The sequence below is a fragment of the Bacillus sp. N447-1 genome, from assembly GCF_022701035.1.
Classification (GTDB): Bacteria; Bacillota; Bacilli; order Bacillales; family Bacillaceae_G; genus Bacillus_A; species Bacillus_A cereus.
Window position 1 is genome coordinate 4,658,359 of the sequence record NZ_CP065509.1, and the last position, 21,865, is coordinate 4,680,223.

A 21,865-nucleotide genomic window follows, 5' to 3' on the forward strand; every position below is an offset into this window, starting at 1 on the left:
GTTTTTTTGTTTATGGCATATCAAAATCACTTTCAGACTCTTTCCTGTGAAGGAAAAATGTGTGTGAGGTAAGCAAATAAATTTCGGACACACTAACTGTACATTACAGCTAGGAGGAATGTACACGTGAATGAAATTTACATGGAAATAAAAGAAGAATTGCAATTGATGAGAAAAGAGTTGCAAGAGAGACTAGCTAAAGAAGTAATGCACAAATATGATGTCGAGTTCAGCCAAGAGCTTGGATATGAAATTAAGGAAGAGATAAAGAAAAAATTGCTATTACATGATATAAAAGAGGATTTAAAGGATGTAGAACGCGCATTATTTAAAATGGAAATAGACATGTATGGTATTTGTGAAGAGACGGGGAGATTAATTTCGACAAAGCAAATGAAGACAATGCCGACTGCCCGTACGATTCATGAATTCTTTTATGAAAAGGTAAATGTATGAATACGCACAACGATATTATATTACCTTTTTTTAATTTATTTTATTCTTCTATAAAGGTTCATTGTGAAAAGGTAGCAGCTATGCTAAAATTTTGAGGTACACTGTCTTTGTGGGGGAAATGAAAATGATATATTATGTAATAGCGTTATTCGTCATTGCTATCGATCAAATATCGAAGTGGTTAATTGTAAAGAACATGGAATTGGGTACGAGTATTCCGATTATCGACAATGTATTATACATAACATCACATCGAAATAGAGGCGCTGCTTGGGGTATTTTAGAAAATAAAATGTGGTTCTTCTACATTATTACAGTTGTTTTTGTAGTGTTTATTGTATTTTATATGAAAAAGTATGCGAAAACAGACAAGCTTCTAGGTATTTCGCTAGGCCTAATTTTGGGCGGGGCAATTGGTAACTTTATTGATCGTGTATTTAGACAAGAAGTAGTGGATTTCATTCACGTGTATATTTTCTCGTACAACTATCCAGTATTCAATATAGCTGATTCAGCATTATGTATTGGTGTTGTATTAATTATTATTCAAACATTATTAGAAGGCAAGAAAGCGAAGGAGTAATTGAATGAGTGAAGTAGTACAAGTAACAGTTGCAGCAGAGCAAAAAAATGAGCGAATTGATAAATTCGTTGCAGGGATAAATAACGAATGGTCACGTACGCAAGTGCAGCAATGGATTAAAGATGACGTTGTGACAGTAAACGGGAAAGCGGTAAAAGGGAATTATAAAGTAAAAGAAGAAGATGAAATTACAGTAACAATTCCTGAACCAGAAGAGTTAGATATTCAACCAGAGGATTTAAATTTAGAAATTTATTATGAAGATGCAGATGTGCTTGTTGTAAATAAGCCACGTGGTATGGTTGTACATCCAGCACCAGGGCATACAAGTGGTACACTTGTAAATGGCCTTATGCATCATTGTACAGACTTATCAGGCATTAACGGTGTAATGCGTCCAGGTATCGTGCATCGTATTGATAAAGATACATCTGGACTATTAATGGTTGCTAAAAATGATATGGCACATGAATCGCTTGTGAATCAGCTTGTAGCAAAAACAGTAACGAGACGTTACAAAGCGATTGTACACGGTGTGATTCCGCATGATAAGGGAACGATTGATGCTCCGATTGCTCGTGATAAGAAAGAGCGTCAAAGTATGACAGTTGATGAAAATGGTAAGAACGCTGTTACGCACTTCCAAGTGTTAGAACGCTTTAAAGACTTTACACTTGTAGAATGTCGCTTAGAAACGGGACGTACGCACCAAATTCGTGTTCATATGAAATATATTGGCTATCCACTTGCAGGAGATCCGAAGTATGGTCCGAAGAAAACGTTAGATATGAATGGACAAGCACTTCATGCGGGTATTTTAGGCTTTGATCATCCTCGTACGGGTGAATATATTCAGTTTGAGGCACCGATTCCAGAAGTGTTTGAAGACGCATTAAATATTTTACGAAAATAGTATTGACAAATCATAAGAAAACTGAGATACTGACAACAGTTAAATAATGATCCTTTAACACAGCCCCGTGAGGTTGAGAAGGTAACGGTTTGAAATACTTAGGGTATGTTGTACCCTTTTTTCAAAAGTCCTCTCGCACACGCTGAGAGGACTTTTTTTATACCATTACTCTCACGCAAGAAAAAAGCTTGGAGGTGTAGAGCATGCAAGAGAAAGCTGTCGTTTTAGATGACCAAATGATTCGCCGCGCTTTAACACGAATTAGTCATGAAATCGTGGAACGAAATAAAGGTGTCGATAATTGTGTTCTTGTCGGAATTAAAACTCGTGGAATTTTTATTGCACAACGTTTGGCAGAACGAATTGGTCAAATTGAAGGAAAAGAAATGGAAGTTGGAGAGTTAGACATTACGTTATATCGTGATGATTTAACACTACAATCGAAAAATAAAGAACCACTTGTAAAAGGTTCTGATATCCCTGTAGATATTACGAAGAAAAAAGTTATCCTTGTGGATGACGTATTATATACAGGAAGAACAGTTCGAGCAGCAATGGATGCTCTTATGGATTTAGGTAGACCATCTCAAATCCAATTGGCGGTTCTTGTTGATAGAGGTCATCGCGAATTACCAATTCGCGCTGATTATGTAGGGAAGAATATTCCAACATCAAGTGAAGAGCGTATCGAAGTTGATTTGCAAGAGACAGATCAACAAGATCGAGTAAGCATATACGATAAGTAAAGCCCTTTTAAATGTAGTCCTGTGAGGCTGCCAAAGGGTCTTGGCTTTCATATGTCAAATTTGGCATACGAAAGTGTAGGACTCTTTGTGCACAGGCACAAAGAGTTTTTTTATTGCAAAGATTTAAACTGAAGGAGGATGTAACAATGGAACAAAAGCCAGTGTTAGACGTTAATGAAGTACCGAAACCGGGAAAATGGTTATTTTTAAGTATACAACATTTGTTCGCGATGTTTGGATCAACAGTGCTTGTTCCGTTTTTAACAGGATTGAATCCATCAGTAGCATTAATATCAAGTGGATTAGGAACGTTAGCATTCCTTCTTATAACGAAAGGTCAAGTACCTGCTTATCTAGGATCATCATTCGCCTTTATCGCACCGATTATAACAGCGAAAACGGCAGGTGGACCGGGAGCGGCAATGCTTGGTGGTTTGCTAGCAGGACTTGTGTACATCTTAATCTCACTCGGAATTAAGAAATCAGGATCAGAGTGGATTATGAAATTACTACCACCAATCGTAGTTGGTCCAGTAGTAATGGTAATCGGTCTAGCTTTAGCACATACAGCAGTTAACATGGCGATGAACGGTGCGGATGGCAAGTATAGCTTTACACACTTTTCAGTAGCGTTAGTAACATTAGCAATTACAATTATATGCTCGATATTTGGAAGAGGATTTTTCAGTATCATACCAGTGTTACTTGGCATTATCGGCGGATATATCTTCGCTTACTTCCAAGGGCTAGTAGACTTAAAGCCGGTAGCTGAGGCAAAATGGTTTGTTGTACCAGATTTCACAGTACCATTTGTAACATACACACCAGAGTTTTCATGGAAGATTGTACTCTTGATGGTACCAGTTGCACTAGTAACAATATCAGAACATATCGGACATCAAATTGTTCTTGGAAATGTTATTAAAAGAGATTTAATTGAAAAACCAGGTTTACACCGTTCAATCTTCGGTGACGGAGTAGCAACATTAATCGCGTCACTAATCGGTGGGCCACCGAATACAACGTATGGTGAAAACATCGGTGTGCTAGCAATTACGAGAGCATACAGTGTATACTTATTCATCGGTTCAGCAGTATTCGCAATCATGTTCGGATTTATCGGTAAGATTTCTGCACTGATTCATTCGATCCCAACACCAGTTATGGGTGGTGTATCAATCTTACTATTCGGTGTAATCGCATCAAGCGGATTACGCATGATGGTAGATGATAAAACAGATTTAAGTGACAAACGAAACTTAATGATTGCATCAGTAATATTAGTAATCGGTATTGGTGGAGCGGTACTTCACGTAGGAGAATCATTCCAAGTAGAAGGAATGGCACTAGCAGCAATTGTAGGTGTACTGTTAAATCTACTACTACCGGAAACGAAACAAATAAAACAATCTAAGCAGATTGCTTCATAATAATAACCTTTTAATTCAGTCCTGTGAGACCGGAAAGGGTGGCTTCTTTCTTGCACCCTAGTCTCACACGATTAGGGTATTTTTATGCAAAAGTTGTTATAAAAATTCAAAAGTGGTAACATAAAAATCAGAAAGATGAGGGATGACGATGAGCCATTTGTTAACGATGAGTGAATTATCGGAAGTAGAAATTTCAGAAATCCTAAAAGATGCAGAAGATTTTGCGAATGGAAAAGAGAGCAAAACGACAGAGCAAACTTTTGTTGCGAACTTGTTCTTTGAGAATAGTACGAGAACGAGATTTAGCTTTGAAGTTGCTGAGAAGAGATTAGGACTTGATGTTTTAAACTTTTCAGCTGATGCATCTAGCGTACAAAAAGGAGAAACTCTATACGATACGATAAGAACACTAGAATCAATCGGAACAAAAGCAGTGGTCATCCGCCACGAGCAAGATCGCTACTTCGATGAATTAAAAGATCAGGTGAATATTCCAATCTTAAATGCTGGAGATGGATGCGGAAACCACCCAACACAGTGCCTACTGGACCTTCTTACAATTAAACAAGAGTTTGGAAGATTTGAAGGTTTGAAGATTGCAATAGTAGGAGATGTTCGTCATAGCCGAGTAGCACGTTCTAATGCAGAAGCATTAACGAAGCTTGGTGCAACAATTTACTTTGCAAGTCCAGAAGAGTGGAAAGATGAAGACAACACATTTGGAACATACAAACCATTAGATGAACTTGTTCCAGAAGTTGATGTAATGATGTTACTCCGTGTACAACATGAGCGTCATGATCATTATGAAACAGACATTATGAAAGAATATCATGAGAAACACGGATTAACAGTAGAAAGAGAAAAGCGTATGAAAGAAGGAAGCATTATTATGCATCCAGCTCCTGTAAACCGTGATGTTGAAATTGCAAGTGAACTTGTTGAGTGTGAGCGTTCACGTATATTTAAACAAATGGAAAATGGAGTTTACGTAAGAATGGCTGTACTAAAACGCGCCTTACCAAATGTATTAGGAGGAATGAAACATGAATTATTTGTTTAAAAATGGTCGTTATATGAATGAAGAAGAAAAAATCGTAGCAACGGATCTTCTCGTACAAGACGGTAAAATCGCTAAGGTAGCAGAAAATATTACGGCAGATAATGCTGAAGTAATCGATGTGAACGGAAAGTTAATCGCACCTGGATTAGTAGATGTACACGTACATCTTCGTGAACCAGGTGGTGAACATAAAGAAACAATTGAAACAGGTACACTAGCAGCGGCAAAAGGTGGATTCACTACAATTTGCGCAATGCCAAATACACGCCCGGTACCAGATTGCAGAGAACATATGGAAGACTTGCAAAAACGTATTGAAGAAAAAGCTCATGTTAACGTACTACCATACGGAGCAATTACAGTACGTCAAGCTGGTTCTGAAATGACAGATTTCGAAACATTAAAAGAACTTGGAGCATTTGCTTTCACAGATGACGGCGTAGGCGTACAAGATGCGAGCATGATGTTAGCGGCTATGAAACGTGCAGCAAAATTAGATATGGCAGTAGTTGCGCACTGTGAAGAGAATACGCTTATTAATAAAGGTTGTGTACATGAAGGGAAGTTTTCTGAGAAACACGGATTAAACGGTATCCCATCAGTATGTGAATCTGTACATATTGCAAGGGATATACTGCTTGCTGAAGCAGCAGATTGCCACTATCACGTATGTCATGTAAGTACGAAAGGTTCTGTACGTGTAATCCGTGATGCGAAACGCGCTGGAATTAAAGTAACAGCAGAAGTAACACCGCATCACCTAGTGTTATGTGAAGATGATATCCCATCAGCTGATCCTAACTTTAAAATGAACCCACCGCTTCGTGGAAAAGAAGACCATGCAGCATTAATTGAAGGTTTATTAGATGGAACGATCGATATGATCGCAACTGACCATGCACCGCATACAGCGGAAGAGAAAGCACAAGGAATTGAAAGAGCACCGTTTGGAATTACTGGTTTTGAAACAGCATTCCCGCTTCTATACACAAACCTTGTGAAAAAGGGAGTTATTACGCTAGAACAGTTAATTCAATTCTTAACAGAAAAGCCAGCTGATACATTCGGCTTAGAAGCAGGTCGCCTAAAAGAAGGTAGAGCAGCTGATATTACAATCATTGATTTAGAACAAGAAGAAGAGATTGACCCAACAACATTCTTATCAAAAGGAAAAAATACACCATTCGCAGGTTGGAAATGCCAAGGATGGCCGGTAATGACAATCGTTGGTGGTAAGATCGCATGGCAAAAGGAGAGTGCATTAGTATGAAAAGACAACTTATCTTAGAAGATGGAACAGTATTAATTGGAACAGGTTTCGGAGGCGAAATCGAAAAGTCAGGTGAGGTTGTATTTACAACAGGAATGACTGGATATCAAGAAACATTATCTGATCCATCATATTGCGGTCAAATCGTAACATTCACGTACCCATTAATCGGAAACTACGGCATTAACCGTGACGATTTTGAATCCATTCACCCATCTGTAAATGGTTTAATCGTAAACGAAATTTGTGATCACCCATCAAACTTCCGTAATGAAATTTCGTTAAATGATTACTTGAAAGAAAGAAATATCCCAGGATTAGCAGGGATTGATACGAGAAAATTAACGAGAAAAATTCGTCAATACGGTACATTACGTGGACGCCTTTGTAACATGGATGCAGATGTAGAGTACATTGTAAGCCAATTAAAAGCGACAGTATTTACAGATCATGTAAAACGCGTATCAACGAAAGATCCATACCCAAGCCCAGGTCGTGGTCACCGAGTTGTACTAGTAGACTTCGGTATGAAACATGGTATTTTACGAGAATTAAATAAGCGTGACTGTGATGTAATTGTAGTTCCTTACAACACAACAGCGGAAGAAATTTTACGCCTTAGCCCAGATGGAATTATGTTAAGTAATGGACCTGGAGATCCGAAAGATGTACCAGAAGCAATTGAAATGTTAAAAGACATTATCGGTAAAGTTCCTTTATTCGGAATTTGCCTAGGACATCAATTGTTCGCTCTAGCATCAGGTGCAAATACAAGTAAGTTGAAATTTGGTCACCGTGGTTTAAACCATCCAGTAAAAAATCTTGCAACTGGAAAAGTAGCAATTACATCTCAAAACCACGGATACGCAGTAGAAGAAGAATCAGTTGAAAATACAGATCTTGAAATTACACATGTTGCTTTAAACGATGGAACGGTAGAAGGTCTTCGTCATAAGAAGTTCCCGGCATTTACAGTACAATACCATCCAGAAGCTTCAGCGGGACCAGAAGATGCAAATGATTTATTCGAAGATTTCTTAACAATGATTGAAAACTTCAAGAAAGAAGGGGAAGAGTTATGCCAAAACGCCTAGACATTAACACAATTTTAGTAATCGGATCAGGACCAATTGTAATTGGGCAAGCAGCGGAGTTTGACTACTCTGGTACACAAGCTTGTCAATCTCTTAAAGAGGAAGGTTACAAAGTAATCCTTGTTAACTCTAACCCAGCAACAATTATGACGGATACTGCAACAGCAGATAAAGTATACATCGAGCCATTAACATTAGAATTCGTAAGCCGTATTATTCGTAAAGAACGTCCTGATGCAATCCTACCAACATTAGGTGGTCAAACAGGTTTAAACATGGCTGTTGAACTTGCAAAATCAGGCGTACTTGACGAGTGCGGAGTTGAAATTTTAGGAACAAAATTATCAGCAATCGAGCAAGCGGAAGATCGTGATTTATTCCGTACATTAATGCAAGATTTAAATGAACCAACACCACCAAGTGAAATTATTCATAACCTTGATGAAGCATATGGATTTGTAAACGAAATTGGTTACCCAGTAATCGTTCGACCAGCGTTCACATTAGGAGGAACGGGCGGCGGAATTTGTCATAACGAAGAAGAGCTAATTGAAATCGTAACAAGTGGTTTAAAACATAGCCCAGTAACACAATGTTTATTAGAGAAAAGTATTGCTGGCTGTAAAGAAATTGAATACGAAGTAATGCGTGATTCAAATGATAACGCGATTGTAGTGTGTAACATGGAAAATATCGATCCAGTTGGTGTTCATACAGGTGATTCAATCGTTGTAGCACCGAGCCAAACGCTAAGCGACCGTGAATACCAAATGTTACGTAACACGTCATTACGAATTATTCGTGCACTAGGAATTGAAGGTGGATGTAACGTTCAGCTTGCACTAGATCCATATAGCTTCCAATACTATGTAATCGAAGTAAATCCACGTGTAAGTCGTTCATCTGCACTAGCATCTAAAGCAACTGGATATCCAATTGCGAAATTAGCAGCAAAAATTGCAGTCGGCTTAACGTTAGATGAAATCGTAAACCCAGTAACACAAAAAACTTACGCTTGCTTCGAGCCAGCGTTAGACTATGTTGTTTCAAAAATTCCACGTTGGCCGTTTGATAAGTTTGAATCAGCGAACAGAACGCTTGGAACACAAATGAAAGCAACTGGTGAAGTTATGTCAATCGGACGTAACTTAGAAGAATCATTACTAAAAGCAGTTCGTTCTTTAGAGCTTGGCATTTATCACTTAGAATTAGACCACTTAAAAGAACTTGATAAAGAAACGATGAAAAAACGTATCATTAAAGCGGATGATGAACGACTGTTTATTGTAGCAGAAGCAATTCGCCAAGGTGTAACGAAAGAAGAAATCAATGAATGGTGTGAAATGGACTTCTTCTTCTTACAAAAAGTTGAAAACATCGTAAATATGGAACGTGAAGTAAAAGCGAATGTAGGAAATATGGAAGTACTACAAACTGCAAAAGAAATGGGCTTCAGCGATCACTACATTGCAGCAGCTTGGAACAAAACGGAGCGCGAAATTTACGATATGCGTAAAGAAAATAATATGATGCCAGTATTCAAAATGGTAGATACTTGTGCGGCAGAGTTTGAATCTGCAACGCCATATTACTACAGCACATATGCGGACGAAAATGAATCGATTGTAACAGATCGTAAGAGTGTAGTAGTTCTAGGATCTGGTCCGATCCGTATTGGTCAAGGTGTTGAGTTTGATTACGCAACAGTTCACTCAGTATGGGCAATTAAAGAAGCTGGATATGAAGCAATTATCATTAACAACAACCCAGAAACAGTTTCAACAGACTTCAGTATTTCTGACAAATTATACTTTGAACCATTAACGATTGAAGATGTAATGCATATTATCGATTTAGAAAAACCAGAAGGTGTTATCGTTCAGTTCGGTGGACAAACGGCAATTAACTTAGCAGCGAAACTAGAAGAACACGGTGTGAAAATTTTAGGAACATCACTTGAAGACTTAGACCGTGCAGAAGATCGTGATAAATTCGAAGCTGCTTTAACAAAACTTGGCATCCCGCAACCAGTTGGTAAAACAGCAACGACTGTAGAACAAGCGGTAGCAATCGCAGAAGAAATTGGTTACCCAGTATTAGTAAGACCATCTTACGTACTAGGTGGACGTGCGATGGAAATCGTATATCGTCAAGAAGAACTACTGCACTACATGAAAAATGCAGTTAAAGTTCATGCAGATCACCCAGTATTAATCGACCGTTACATGGTTGGTAAAGAAATTGAAGTAGATGCAATTTCCGATGGTGAGAATGTATTCATTCCAGGTATTATGGAACATATTGAACGCGCTGGAGTTCACTCTGGTGACTCAATTGGAGTATATCCACCACAAAGTTTATCTGAAAAACTAAAAGAACAAATCATTGAACATACAATTGCACTTGGAAAAGGATTAAACATTGTTGGATTACTAAATATCCAGTTTGTAGTATTCAAAGATCAAGTGTACGTAATTGAAGTAAATCCACGTGCAAGCCGTACAGTACCGTTCTTAAGTAAAATTACAGGCGTACCGATGGCGAATGTTGCAACGAAAGTTATTTTAGGGCAAGACCTAGTAGAGCAAGGATACGGAACTGGCTATCACCCAGAAGAGAAAGAAGTATATGTAAAAGCTCCGGTATTCTCATTCGCGAAACTACGCTCAGTTGATACAACATTAGGACCTGAAATGAAATCAACAGGGGAAGTAATGGGTAAAGACTTAACGCTTGAAAAAGCATTATATAAAGGATTAGTTGCTTCTGGAATTAACATCCCAACGCACGGCTCAGTAATCATTACTGTAGCGGATAAAGATAAAGAAGAGGCGATGGAAATTGCAAAACGTTTCCACGAAATCGGCTATAACTTATTAGCAACAGCTGGAACAGCACAATCATTAGAAGAGCAAAATATCCCAGTACAAGTTGTAAACAAAATTGATTCTGAAGACTACAACTTACTAGATATTATCCGTCAAGGAAAAGCACAGTTTGTAATTAACACATTAACAAAAGGTAAACAACCAGCGCGTGATGGTTTCCGCATTCGCCGTGAATCAGTAGAAAATGGTGTGGCTTGCTTAACATCACTTGATACAACAAGAGCAATCTTACGAGTATTAGAATCTATGACATTCTCAGCTCATTCAATGAAAGAAATTACGCAAACAAAGCGTCACGAGGTGGTACATGCATGATGCAAAAGCAAAATATGATCGTCGTTAACCAAAAAGAAATCGCAAAAAATATTTACGAATTAGTGCTTCAAGGAACGTTAGTACAGCAAATGAACGAACCAGGGCAGTTTGTACACATTAAGGTAGCAGAGGGCATTGCGCCCCTTCTGCGCCGCCCAATTAGTATTTGTAATGTAGATCAAGAGAAGAACGAATTTACAATGCTATATCGTGCCGAAGGACAAGGGACAAAAACATTAGCAACTAGAAAACAAGGTGAAATGGTAGATGTACTAGGACCATTAGGACACGGTTTTCCTGTAGAAGAAGCAGAAGCTGGTCAAACAGCTTTACTAGTAGGTGGGGGAATTGGTGTACCACCACTTTATGAATTATCACAGCGCCTCGTTGCAAAAGGTGTACGTGTTATTCACATCTTAGGCTTTCAAACGAAAGATGTAGTTTTCTATGAAGAAAAATTTGCAGAACTTGGTGATACGTACGTTGCGACAGTAGACGGTACACACGGTACAAAAGGATTTGTCACAGATGTAATTGATAATTACGGAATTGACTTTGATATTCTTTATTCATGTGGTCCGCTAGCGATGCTTCGTGCATTAGAAGGACGTTACAAAGAGAAAAAAGCCTATATTTCATTAGAAGAACGTATGGGCTGTGGTATTGGAGCTTGTTTCGCATGTGTATGCCACTTACAAGAAGATCCAAGTGGACATTCTTACAAGAAGGTGTGTAGCGACGGACCAGTATTTCCAATCGGGGAGGTTGTACTATGAACAGATTGCAAGTTGAATTACCAGGATTATCATTAAAAAATCCAATTATACCGGCATCTGGATGCTTTGGGTTTGGTCGTGAATATGCACAGTTTTACGATTTAAGTGTACTAGGATCAATCATGATTAAAGCGACGACAGAACAACCACGTTATGGAAATCCAACGCCTCGTGTTGCTGAAACACCAGGGGGCATGCTAAATGCAATCGGACTTCAAAACCCGGGATTAGACAAAGTAATGAATTCGGAATTACCATGGTTAGAACAATTTGACCTTCCAATTATTGCAAACGTTGCAGGCTCACAAGCTGAGGATTACGTAGCGGTTGCGAAGGAAATTTCTAAAGCGCCTAATGTCCATGCACTAGAATTAAACATTTCTTGTCCGAACGTAAAAACAGGTGGTATCGCCTTTGGTACAAATCCTGAAATTGCTGCTGATTTAACGAAGCGAGTAAAAGAGGTTTCTGAAGTACCTGTATACGTGAAATTGTCACCGAACGTGGCAAACATAGTAGAAATTGCAAAAGCGATTGAAAATGCAGGTGCAGATGGTTTAACGATGATTAATACATTGCTTGGTATGCGTCTAGATTTAAAAACAGCTAAACCAATTTTAGCAAACCGTACAGGCGGATTATCAGGTCCTGCGATTAAGCCAGTAGCAATTCGCATGGTACATGAAGTAAGCCAAGCGGTTAACATTCCAATTATCGGAATGGGTGGTATTGAAACAGCTGAAGATGTAATTGAATTCTTCTATGCTGGCGCAAGCGCAGTTGCAGTAGGTACAGCGAACTTTATCGATCCGTTCGTATGTCCGACAATTATTGAAGAGTTACCAGCATTATTAGATGAATTAGGATTTGATCACATTTCGGAATGTCAAGGAAGGAGCTGGAAGCAAACATGTCACAGTCGTTAATCGTTGCACTAGATTTTCCAGGGAAACAAGAAGTAGAACAATTCTTACACCACTTTGAAGGGGAAGAGTTATTTGTCAAAGTAGGTATGGAGTTATTTTACAAAGAAGGCCCTGCGATTATTACGTACTTAAAAGAAAAGGGACATAAGATCTTCTTAGATTTAAAACTTCATGATATTCCGAATACAGTAAAAAGCGCTATGCGTAGCCTAGCTAGTCTAGATGTTGATATGGTAAATGTTCATGCTGCTGGGGGAAGCAGCATGATGAAAGCTGCGATTGAGGGATTAGAGGAAGGTAAGCAAGAAGGAAAAGAGAGACCGATTTGTATTGCAGTTACACAACTAACAAGCACTTCGGAAGCTATGATGAAAAAAGAGATCGGCATTGAGAAAACGTTAGAAGAAGCGGTTGCTCATTATGCAAAATTAACGAAAGAAAGTGGACTTGATGGCGTTGTTTGTTCAACACTTGAAGTTCCAAAATTACGTGAAGTATGCGGAAATGAATTTGTAACAGTAACACCGGGAATTCGTCTTGCAAGCGATGATGTAAATGACCAAGTGCGCGTAGCAACACCGAAACGTGCGAGGGAACTTGGCTCAAGCTACATCGTAGTTGGACGTAGTATTACAAAAGCAGAAAATCCGCTTGAAGCGTATAAAACAGTAAAACAACAGTGGGAAGGTGTAACAGTATGAAAAAAGAAATCGCATCGCATTTATTAGAAATTGGAGCAGTATTTTTACAACCGAATGATCCATTCACTTGGTCTTCAGGTATGAAATCACCAATTTATTGTGATAACCGTTTAACTTTATCTTATCCAAAAGTACGTCAAGCGATTGCAGCTGGATTAGAAGAGTTAATTAAAGAGCACTTCCCAACTGTAGAAATTATTGCAGGAACAGCAACTGCTGGTATTGCGCACGCTGCATGGGTAAGCGATCGTATGGATTTACCAATGTGCTACGTACGTAGTAAAGCAAAAGGTCACGGTAAAGGGAACCAAATCGAAGGAAAAGCTGAAAAAGGTCAAAAAGTCGTAGTAGTAGAAGACTTAATTTCAACTGGCGGTAGTGCAATTACATGTGTAGAAGCACTTCGCGAAGCTGGATGTGAAGTATTAGGAATCGTATCAATCTTCACATATGAATTAGAAGCAGGAAAAGAAAAACTAGAAGCAGCTAACGTAGCATCATATTCTTTAAGTGATTACAGTGCATTAACTGAAGTTGCAGCAGAAAAAGGTATGATTGGACAAGCTGAAACGAAAAAATTACAAGAGTGGCGTAAAAATCCAGCTAACGAAGCTTGGATCACAGCGTAACACGAAAAAAGACGACCGCGGGGGAACGCGGTCGTTTTTTTATATCATTGTTATAATTTCATGTAACGAACAGATAGTAGGAATATCGTACTTGAGTTGTGAGTTATCCCGATTCAACCATATCCCTTGCATCCCAGCTGCTGTACTACTAATCGCATCAGTCTCTAATCGATCGCCAATATAATAACAATCTTTCATTTCAAGGTTCGATTGTAATACGGTTCTGTGAAAAATTTCAGGATCTGGTTTCGATATACCAAGTTCACTAGAAGTAAATATATATTTGAAAAAAATCTATAATACCATTTCTTTCAGCAGCCTCATAATCAAGTAAAGTTCCATCAATATCAAAGAAAATCATATTACAATCTCCTTAACTACTTAGTGCTTTCTGCAAGCTTATATCCTTTTACAAACAATAGAGTCACATAAGAAACAATAAATGAGAAAATGCTATACATGCCGACCCAAAAGAAAAATTTTGGAGTAAAGGCGATAACACCTATTATTAAAAAACTAGCAAACGTTACAATCGGCATTACGTAATACGTTTTCGTCTTGCGCGTTCCAATAACAGAAACGATAAAGATAAGTAACGGACAAATTAATAAGACGAAAATCAATTCATTCATAGGTATGTCCCCTTTTCTAATTGCAGTAATCTGTTTCTCGTAAACGTTTTGAAAAAATTACTCTCCTAATATAATTTCGCTAAGGGATAACGAATCCCTGTTGAAAACCAGTAATTCATGATGAATTTTACAAGAAAAAACGTAAGCAAGAGAACACTTGCTTACGTTATAAAATAAACATCGCAAAGATAGTGGTGACAATTAAACCGATAACAACCGGTAAAAAGTTTCGGCGTGCCAGTTCAAATGGATCTACCTTGCAAATTGCAGCAGCAGGAATAAGCGCCCAAGGAATTAACGTCCCGCCCCCGGTCCATATAGCCGCAATTTGTCCGAGTGCTGTTAATGTAGCTGTTCCATGACCTAAAGCTGTTCCGAAAAGGTTTGCAATGGAACCAGCAAGCGATATACCGGAAAAACCAGATCCATCTAAGCCTGTTATGACACCAACGATAGTTAATGTTCCCCCCGATACGTATTGGTTTAAAGGGACCGTTTGAGATAAGGCAATCCCTAAGTCGTTAATGATTCCATGTGAACCTTTCGGTAAATAGTCTCCGATAATTTTCACAAAGCCGCTATCTCCTAAATAAAAGAGTGCAGCAATTGGAATAACTGGACCAAAGATTTTAAATCCAAATTGGAGCCCTTCTATAAAATAATCGGTTGTTTTATTTAGTCCATTACCTTTGTAGGCGATGAGTGAAATGATGATAATCATAATAACAGTCGTTCCGCCGATAAGTGCAGTTGCGTCGCTTCCTTGTAGTTTAAATTGAATCATGCAAAGGATATCAATGATATATACGATAGGAATACATATAGCGAGCCATTTTTTTATGCGAGGAGATAATGAAGTGAGCGTTTTAGAAGAATCAGTTGATGGGATAGATTCTTGTATAGATAAGCCTGTATGAAACTCTTTTCGTAAGAAGAAAAAAGCGACGGAAGTTGTCACAACGCCCATAACGATAACGAGTGGAACACTTGCAGATACGACGCTGGAAACAGGGAGACCAGCCGCGTCTGCGGTTAATTTTGGTGCGCCTTGTATAACGAAGTCGCCGGATAAAGCAATCCCATGACCGAATAAGTTCATAGCAATTGCTACTCCAATTGGGGGGAGACCGACGCGTACAGCAACCGGTAATAAAATAGCTCCCATTAAGGCGACAGCGGGAGAAGGCCAAAAGAAGAAAGAAATTGTCATCATCAAAAGGCCAATAATCCAGTAGGCGAGGGTAGGGGTACGGATCATCTTTGTAAATGGTGAAATCATTGTATCATTTATACCGGTATGAACGAGTAAATTGCTCATGGATACAATAATAGAAATGATTAATATAGTTGGTAATAGCTCAGTAATGGCGTAAATAAAACTTTGAAAAATGCCGCTAACGGCAAGAGGGATAGAACTTGTAGCAGTTAATGCTAATAAAAAGATAAAAACGATACAAATAATTGTAGTATCTTTCCGGAGAATAAAAAAGGTAATAATAGTGAGTAAACAAATAACATAGAGAGCGTGTAATAGCGTTAATTCAACTCCCATAACATTCACATCCTTAGGCAATCGTGTAGTTTATTGTATGAAAGTAGGGAAAGTATGTGAGTATAAGAAACAGAAAAAAAGGTAAAATTTCATGTACTACAATGGTAAGGATAAAAAATGGATGTTATAATACAATTAATCCTAAAATGGAATTAAAGGAGGGCTTATGCACAAAAAAATTGGATTTTTGGGATTTATCATATCTTGTAGTCTATTAATCATTTTAAAGCTATTTACAAACAATGAATGGATAAGTATTATACCTGTTTTCGGGTTTGTATTTATACTTTTATATAACTGGGATGGTATGAAACAATACAGTAAAAAGTATCGGAATTATGATAGGTATCATCGTTGTTTGCTCATTGTTCGCAGGGGTTATTTTAATAGAGGGTCAGAAACAAATGGAGAAAATGTCTATTTTTCAAGAATGGATGTCTTCTGCAAACGGTCTTTATCTTGTAATTATAGTTGTTATTTTTCTAAGAATTGTTATAAGTATAGCAAGTTACATATTAAAGGAGAAGTAGAATGGGGGAGTACGAATGAGAGAAAAAATAGGATATTATGGTGTGCTAGTTTGTTTACTATTATCAATTATTTCAGGACAATTTCTTAATAGTGAATGGGTACCAGTTATATTATGTATAGGAGTATTGATTTTTGCTCCTATGTATCGCTGGAATGAATGGAAAGCATATAGTCGAAAAAAGAAAATGGTTTTCAGCATCGAATTTGTCATTATAATCAGTACAATTCCGTTTTTATTATGGAAAGGAAATGAGATAATAGATGGAATTGTAATGTTTCAAGGGTGGTTGTTTATTGCGAAAATGCTATATTTAATATGCATTTTAATGTTGGTAGTGGTAGTCACTAAAATAGTAAACGAAAAGCTATTCGTTAATGAATAAAAGAAAATGCCACCTTATTCGGTGGCATTTCCTCATTTTACTGCATGAGCTTTTTGCATCTTTTTAATTAAACGAATTTGTCCACGATGATTGATTTCATCTTCAAAAACGTGAAACCACTTAAAATAGTTATTTGCTGGTTTGTCATACCAAAAGTCTGTCGTTTTAAATAACCATTCATCAGGTAACGATTGAAAAGTCTCGATTGTTTTGGAACGTACTTCTTGTAATGTATTTATGTAAAATTCTATAGCGTTTCCTTTTATTTTCTCACGCCCAAGATCGCCTAATTCAATGCCAGGTAACCAGCGTTCTAATTCAGCCTCCGTTGGTTCACGGTCTTCAAAAGTATGAATCTGGTAGTAAAATTCAATAGCAGCCATATGATACAATAACATGCCAATTGAATTTGCTTCCTTATCATATAAATAATCAAGTTCTTCAATTGTTAAACTTTCCACTGCTTGCATTGTTGTATAGCGAGCGTAATTCATCATGGAAACAAGCTTTGAAAATTCTACATGTAAACCCTCCAATTTATCAATTACAAAATTCAATTAAAATTCCCCCTCTTTAAATGAACACTCCAGAGAAGGAATTCTATGTGTAGAAAAAAACTCCTTTTAAAAAGGCCATGATTTTAACAAGGGATTACAATTAGTTCTCTATTTGATTTTGTAATAACTTCATATCCGTCTTTTGTAATGACGATATCATCTTCAATTCTACAACCGCCCCAGTTCGGTATGTAAATGCCCGGCTCAACTGTAACAACCATACCTTCTTGTAAAGTTGCCTTGCTTTCTTGGGATAAGCGAAGTGGTTCATGTATTTCTAACCCAAGACCGTGCCCGGTAGAGTGGCCAAAGTATTGACCGTATCCATGTTCTGTAATGTAATTCCTCGTTATATCATCGATACTTTTCGCAGTTTCTCCAGGCTTAATTGCTTCAGTCCCACGCTTTAACGCTTCTCGTACAACATTGTATATTTTTTGGAATTCTTCCGATGGTTCCCCGATTGCTACGGTACGTGTTATATCGGAACAATATCCGTCGTAAAGTGCACCGAAGTCTAATGTAACGATATCGCCTCGTTCGATTATTTTATTTGATGCAACTCCATGGGGAAGTGAAGAACGAACGCCTGAGGCTACAATGATTTGGAATGAAGAAGATGTGGCCCCTTTTTTTCGCATGAAAAATTCTAACTCATCTCGAACGTCAGTCTCGCTTATTCCAGGCTTTAGAAATGTAACAATATGGTGAAATGCTTCGTCAGCGATCGTAGCTGCGATTTTCATTGTTTCTATTTCAGATGTGTCTTTAATAAGTCGAATATCTTCAATAATCTCACACACTGGAACCATTTCTATATGTATATATTTTTGTAGTTTCTTAAATTGTTGCAAAGTCATATTATTGTCTTCTATACCAAGTTTTTGAATTTTTAATTTTGATACTTGATTTGCAACTTCTTCTTCTAAATTTCCTTTATGCATAATAATTTCTGCTGCTTTTATTTCCGTTTTTGCTTGATCTACGTAACGGAAATCAGTAATGAAAATAGCTTTATGCGCAGCGATTAAGACAACGCCTGCGCTACCTGTAAAGTTTGTTGCGTATTGACGGTTTTCTTTTTTTGTAATAAGTAACCCGTCGATTCCGTAATTATGTAGTTGTTTTTGGATGTTAGTTATTCTTACATTCATTTTAATTCCTCCTTTTTACATTAATAAAGCAAGAATTGTGCCAGTATATTTATTTAGAATAAAAGAGAAGAGGGTAGCTGTGTGTCAAAAAAACTAGACGAATGTAAAATAAATATATATAAAATTTTTACAGTAAGTTTTTATGTGACTGAACAATAATATAAACTTGCAAACGAAAATCTTTTTAATTTAAATATTATATTTTTTGTATAAATGGATTAATTTAATTGGTATAATAAGGGATTGTTACGTTTTTTATAGGTAAAGGGATGTAACGAAAAAAACTGGGTTAAGGAATGTGAGTGTATGAAGAAATTAAGTAAAGTAATGTCATTTTGTTTGGCCGCTAGTATGCTTGTTATAACGGGGTGTGAAACAAGTGAACACAAAGTTCAAGTAAATGAAACGATTGAACAGCTTGATGAAGCGCCAGAAGTGACAGAAAAAGAAGCGAAAAAGATTGTAAGAAAGAGTGTAGATGGAATAGCAAATGCGTTTAGTGAGATGGAAAAAGAAAATGGATGGAGCCGAAATAATCCTGGGGATTTAGAGACAGCTAAAAAAGGAGTTAAAGGATTGGTTTCAGAAAAGTTTGTAGAGAATCAGCTTCCTGAATTGCTTGCTAACTTTAATAGATCGAGAGAGACTGATATGTTACCATTCCCAAATTATTTTCAAACTGAAATAAGATTTTCTTCTTCACAAGATAAAGAAAATTTAACGGTACATACATTAAGTTTAGAAGATGAAATAGGTCATGCGGCCCAAGATTGGGAATTTCATTTGGTGTATAAAGAAGGGGAATGGTTAATGGATAAATGGTCATTCGTTTTTCCTGAAGATTTAAAACTTACAAAAGAAGAAGCAAATAGAATTTTAAAAATGCCAGACGATAAGAATGTGTCATTTGTAAGTGAAGAAAATAGTGGCGATAAGAAATACATATTCAAAGATAGTAACGGATTAATTACTGTAAATGCGAAAACATCTCTTATTTCATACAATGTAGATAAAAATAGGTATGAAAAGGTAACGAAAGAAAGAAATATTCAAGAAACAGAACAAGTACAGAGAAAGGATTCGAGTGCGTATACAGGCTCAAAAGAAGAGAAACAATCGCAAAAAGAATCTTCTTCAAAGATAGATAGAGCAAATGTTTTAAGTGAATTAGCTGCTATAGATAAACAAGAAAAACATACGAATGCTATGTCAACCAATGATATAGTAAATGAAATAGAAGGAAATTATGAACTGTGGGATAATAAACTAAATGAAATTTACAGTACATTAAAAAGTACGATGTCACCTGATGCGTTTCAGTCGTTAAAAACGAAACAAATTGCGTGGGTTAAAGAAAAAGAAAGTAAAGTTAAAGCAATTGGTACTGATACAAATAACGGAACGATGAGGCGTATAGAAGCTTCAGAAGAGAAATATAAGATGACAAAAGCAAGATGTTATGAATTAGTAAATGGGTATATGAACTAGTGTGAACGAATATAAAAAATGCGTTGCTTATAAGCAACGCATTTTTGTATTTACGCTTTTAATTTCATTACAATATCAGCATCTGGTGTTACATATACGGTTTGCTGATTGTCGTACGTAACAAAACCAAGTTTTGCACCACTCGGTTTTTTGACATGGCGTATTTTGGTGAAATCAACAGGTACAGAGCTAGACTCTTTCGCTTTACTGTAATAGGCAGCAATTTTGGCGGCTTCTAGTAAAGTTTCTTCAGCAGGCTCTAAAGAACGAATGACAACGTGAGAGCCAGGTATGTCTTTCGTATGTAACCAAATTTCATCACGGCGGGCAAACTTCGTTGTTAAATAATCATTTTGTTTATTGTTTTTACCAACGAAAATCTCTGTGCCATCACTTGCTACATATTTATCTAATACTGGTTTAGTAGGCTTTTTCTTTGCGTTTTTCGTTTTGCGATTGCGCACATAACCTTCTTCAGCTAATTCCTCACGAATTTCTTCAATATCTTTTGAAGAAGCAGCTTCCATTTGTTGAAGTAAGCTATCAAAATAAAGAATTTCTTCATTTGTTTTTTCGATTTGTTCTTCTACAACAGCAACCGAATTTTTTGCTTTTTGATACTTTTGGAAATAGCGTTGTGCATTTTCAGATGGTGTTTTTAAAGGATCTAATGTGATTTTTACAGTTCCACCATCCTCATCGTAATAATTAACGACCTCAATATCTTTATCGCCCTTTTTTAAAGCGTACATATTGGCTGTAAGTAGCTCTCCAAATAGTTGATATTTATCTGCTTTTCCAGCATCTTGCAGTGTTTTTTCGAGTTTTATGAGTTTTTTCTCGTTTTTATTTTTTTCGTTTTGCATAAAGCGTTCTAAATCATGAGCTTGTTGTTTTACACGATCACGTTCTGCTTTGCCAAAGAAGAAACGATCTAACAATTCGCTCACTGATGAGAATGTTTTTTCTTCTCCTTGCAAGTGTGTAAGAGGGAAAAGATAAAAGAATTCTTTTCCATTTGCAGTAATCATTGTAGGTGTATATGCATGAGATAGTAATGGTGTTTGTATAGAGAAAAATGCTTCTGATAATGCTTTCTCGTTTACCATACCGGCTTTCTTTACTACTTCTTTTGCAAATAATGGGGATATTCCCATGAAAGCACCAACGAGTTGTTTATCCATATTTCCAGATAGAAAGTCTAGCGGTCTAATAAAATCATCTGCGGTTTCAATTTGCAGAGGATTGATTTTATGTTGGGCTGGTGGCGCGACGTACTCAGCACCAGCATATACAGTTCGGTGACGGTTTACGGCTAATGAAACGTGTTTTAAGCTATCTAAAATCACGTTTGTTTTCGTATCTAATAAGATAATGTTACTATGTCGTCCCATTATTTCAATTACTAATGTTTTTAATGATTCGTCTCCGATTTCATTACGACTGCGAACTGTAATTTGAATAATGCGTTCTAAGTCGATTTGTTCAATTTTTTCAATAAATCCACCTTCTAAATGTTTGCGAAGAAGCATACAGAACATCGGCGGTATTGCTGGCGAATCGTAGTTTTGATTCGTTAAGTGCATACGCGCATATGTAGGATGAGATGAAAGAATTAGTTTTTGGTTCTTTCCATTCGCTCGAATATGTAATAAAATCTCGTATTTTGAAGGTTGATATATTTTGGAAATTCTTCCTGTGTAAAGAGAATTTTCAATTTCATGTGTAATCGCTCTTGTAAATAATCCATCGAATGCCATAAATGAACACTCCTTTCT

General features: G+C 37.1%; 20 protein-coding genes and 2 pseudogenes. 16 read left to right on the forward strand and 6 right to left on the reverse strand.

From position 1 onward, the window contains the following. Window positions 1-126: 126 nt before the first annotated feature. The 13 genes from IQ781_RS23970 (at window position 127) to pyrE (ending at window position 13,790) form a co-directional block, all read left to right on the forward strand. Window positions 127-456 carry a TraR/DksA C4-type zinc finger protein gene (locus tag IQ781_RS23970; RefSeq protein WP_001002956.1) on the forward strand — a complete coding sequence of 110 codons (330 nt, stop codon included), beginning with the start codon at window positions 127-129 and terminating at the stop codon, window positions 454-456. Window positions 457-580: 124 nt separating this feature from the next. Further along, a complete protein-coding gene (gene lspA / locus IQ781_RS23975) occupies window positions 581-1,039 on the forward strand; it encodes a lipoprotein signal peptidase LspA (RefSeq protein ID WP_000642180.1) in 459 nt (152 codons plus the stop codon). A gap of 4 nt (window positions 1,040-1,043) precedes the next feature. Further along, window positions 1,044-1,952: an RluA family pseudouridine synthase gene (locus IQ781_RS23980; protein WP_000005829.1), complete on the forward strand. Its 909-nt coding sequence runs from the start codon at window positions 1,044-1,046 to the stop codon at window positions 1,950-1,952. A 203-nt stretch (window positions 1,953-2,155) separates the two neighbouring features. Beyond that, a complete protein-coding gene (pyrR, locus tag IQ781_RS23985) occupies window positions 2,156-2,698 on the forward strand; it encodes a bifunctional pyrimidine operon transcriptional regulator/uracil phosphoribosyltransferase (protein WP_001156491.1) in 543 nt (180 codons plus the stop codon). Window positions 2,699-2,844: 146 nt separating this feature from the next. Beyond that, window positions 2,845-4,128 (forward strand): uracil permease, encoded by a 1,284-nt coding sequence (gene uraA / locus IQ781_RS23990; protein ID WP_000435928.1) that lies wholly within the window; start codon window positions 2,845-2,847, stop codon window positions 4,126-4,128. A 148-nt stretch (window positions 4,129-4,276) separates the two neighbouring features. Continuing rightward, complete coding sequence (pyrB, locus tag IQ781_RS23995; protein WP_000018849.1) at window positions 4,277-5,191, forward strand: aspartate carbamoyltransferase; 915 nt, start codon at window positions 4,277-4,279, stop codon at window positions 5,189-5,191. Next, on the forward strand, window positions 5,175-6,461 hold the full coding sequence (pyrC, locus tag IQ781_RS24000; RefSeq protein WP_139846727.1) for a dihydroorotase: 1,287 nt from the start codon (window positions 5,175-5,177) through the stop codon (window positions 6,459-6,461). The genes pyrB and pyrC overlap by 17 nt, the downstream gene beginning before the upstream one ends. Further along, window positions 6,458-7,555 carry a carbamoyl phosphate synthase small subunit gene (locus tag IQ781_RS24005; RefSeq protein WP_000828680.1) on the forward strand — a complete coding sequence of 366 codons (1,098 nt, stop codon included), beginning with the start codon at window positions 6,458-6,460 and terminating at the stop codon, window positions 7,553-7,555. Before pyrC ends, IQ781_RS24005 begins: the two co-directional genes overlap by 4 nt. Beyond that, complete coding sequence (gene carB, locus IQ781_RS24010) at window positions 7,540-10,758, forward strand: carbamoyl-phosphate synthase large subunit (RefSeq protein WP_001126101.1); 3,219 nt, start codon at window positions 7,540-7,542, stop codon at window positions 10,756-10,758. The genes IQ781_RS24005 and carB overlap by 16 nt, the downstream gene beginning before the upstream one ends. Continuing rightward, a complete protein-coding gene (gene pyrK, locus IQ781_RS24015; protein ID WP_000983359.1) occupies window positions 10,755-11,534 on the forward strand; it encodes a dihydroorotate oxidase B electron transfer subunit in 780 nt (259 codons plus the stop codon). Before carB ends, pyrK begins: the two co-directional genes overlap by 4 nt. Further along, window positions 11,531-12,460, forward strand: a complete 930-nt coding sequence (pyrD, locus tag IQ781_RS24020; RefSeq protein ID WP_001081049.1) for a dihydroorotate oxidase B catalytic subunit — start codon at window positions 11,531-11,533, stop codon at window positions 12,458-12,460. The genes pyrK and pyrD overlap by 4 nt, the downstream gene beginning before the upstream one ends. Then, window positions 12,445-13,161, forward strand: a complete 717-nt coding sequence (gene pyrF / locus IQ781_RS24025; RefSeq protein ID WP_000083510.1) for an orotidine-5'-phosphate decarboxylase — start codon at window positions 12,445-12,447, stop codon at window positions 13,159-13,161. The genes pyrD and pyrF overlap by 16 nt, the downstream gene beginning before the upstream one ends. Next, window positions 13,158-13,790, forward strand: coding sequence for an orotate phosphoribosyltransferase (gene pyrE / locus IQ781_RS24030; RefSeq protein WP_000711440.1), 633 nt, complete (start codon window positions 13,158-13,160; stop codon window positions 13,788-13,790). The genes pyrF and pyrE overlap by 4 nt, the downstream gene beginning before the upstream one ends. Window positions 13,791-13,829: 39 nt before the next feature. Here the strand turns inward: pyrE and IQ781_RS24035 are convergent. The 3 genes and pseudogenes from IQ781_RS24035 to IQ781_RS24045 form a co-directional block, all read right to left on the reverse strand. Beyond that, a pseudogene (locus IQ781_RS24035) lies at window positions 13,830-14,081 on the reverse strand (HAD family hydrolase); the annotation flags it as partial. Window positions 14,082-14,167: 86 nt separating this feature from the next. After that, window positions 14,168-14,422, reverse strand: coding sequence for a YbeF family protein (locus IQ781_RS24040; RefSeq protein ID WP_001003935.1), 255 nt, complete (start codon window positions 14,420-14,422; stop codon window positions 14,168-14,170). Between the two features lie 166 nt (window positions 14,423-14,588). Next, a complete protein-coding gene (locus IQ781_RS24045; protein ID WP_139846728.1) occupies window positions 14,589-15,974 on the reverse strand; it encodes a hypothetical protein in 1,386 nt (461 codons plus the stop codon). A gap of 166 nt (window positions 15,975-16,140) precedes the next feature. On the opposite strand from IQ781_RS24045, the pseudogene IQ781_RS24050 reads away from it, so the two are divergent. Together IQ781_RS24050 and IQ781_RS24055 are read left to right on the forward strand one after the other, a co-directional pair. Next, a pseudogene (locus IQ781_RS24050) lies at window positions 16,141-16,504 on the forward strand (YoqO family protein). A 15-nt stretch (window positions 16,505-16,519) separates the two neighbouring features. Then, on the forward strand, window positions 16,520-16,888 hold the full coding sequence (locus tag IQ781_RS24055) for a YoqO family protein (RefSeq protein WP_001208250.1): 369 nt from the start codon (window positions 16,520-16,522) through the stop codon (window positions 16,886-16,888). Window positions 16,889-16,920: 32 nt separating this feature from the next. On the opposite strand, the gene IQ781_RS24060 is transcribed toward IQ781_RS24055, so the two are convergent. Continuing rightward, window positions 16,921-17,445 (reverse strand): DinB family protein, encoded by a 525-nt coding sequence (locus tag IQ781_RS24060; RefSeq protein ID WP_001012056.1) that lies wholly within the window; start codon window positions 17,443-17,445, stop codon window positions 16,921-16,923. Between the two features lie 83 nt (window positions 17,446-17,528). After that, entirely contained in the window at window positions 17,529-18,599 is a 1,071-nt protein-coding gene (locus IQ781_RS24065; protein WP_139846729.1) for a M24 family metallopeptidase, read from the reverse strand. 306 nt (window positions 18,600-18,905) lie between these two features. On the opposite strand from IQ781_RS24065, the gene IQ781_RS24070 reads away from it, so the two are divergent. Next, window positions 18,906-20,087, forward strand: coding sequence for a lysozyme inhibitor LprI family protein (locus IQ781_RS24070; RefSeq protein WP_000736520.1), 1,182 nt, complete (start codon window positions 18,906-18,908; stop codon window positions 20,085-20,087). A 50-nt stretch (window positions 20,088-20,137) separates the two neighbouring features. Here IQ781_RS24070 and IQ781_RS24075 read toward each other — a convergent pair whose 3' ends face one another. Then, window positions 20,138-21,847, reverse strand: a complete 1,710-nt coding sequence (locus tag IQ781_RS24075; protein ID WP_000863284.1) for an Rqc2 family fibronectin-binding protein — start codon at window positions 21,845-21,847, stop codon at window positions 20,138-20,140. Window positions 21,848-21,865: the final 18 nt, after the last annotated feature.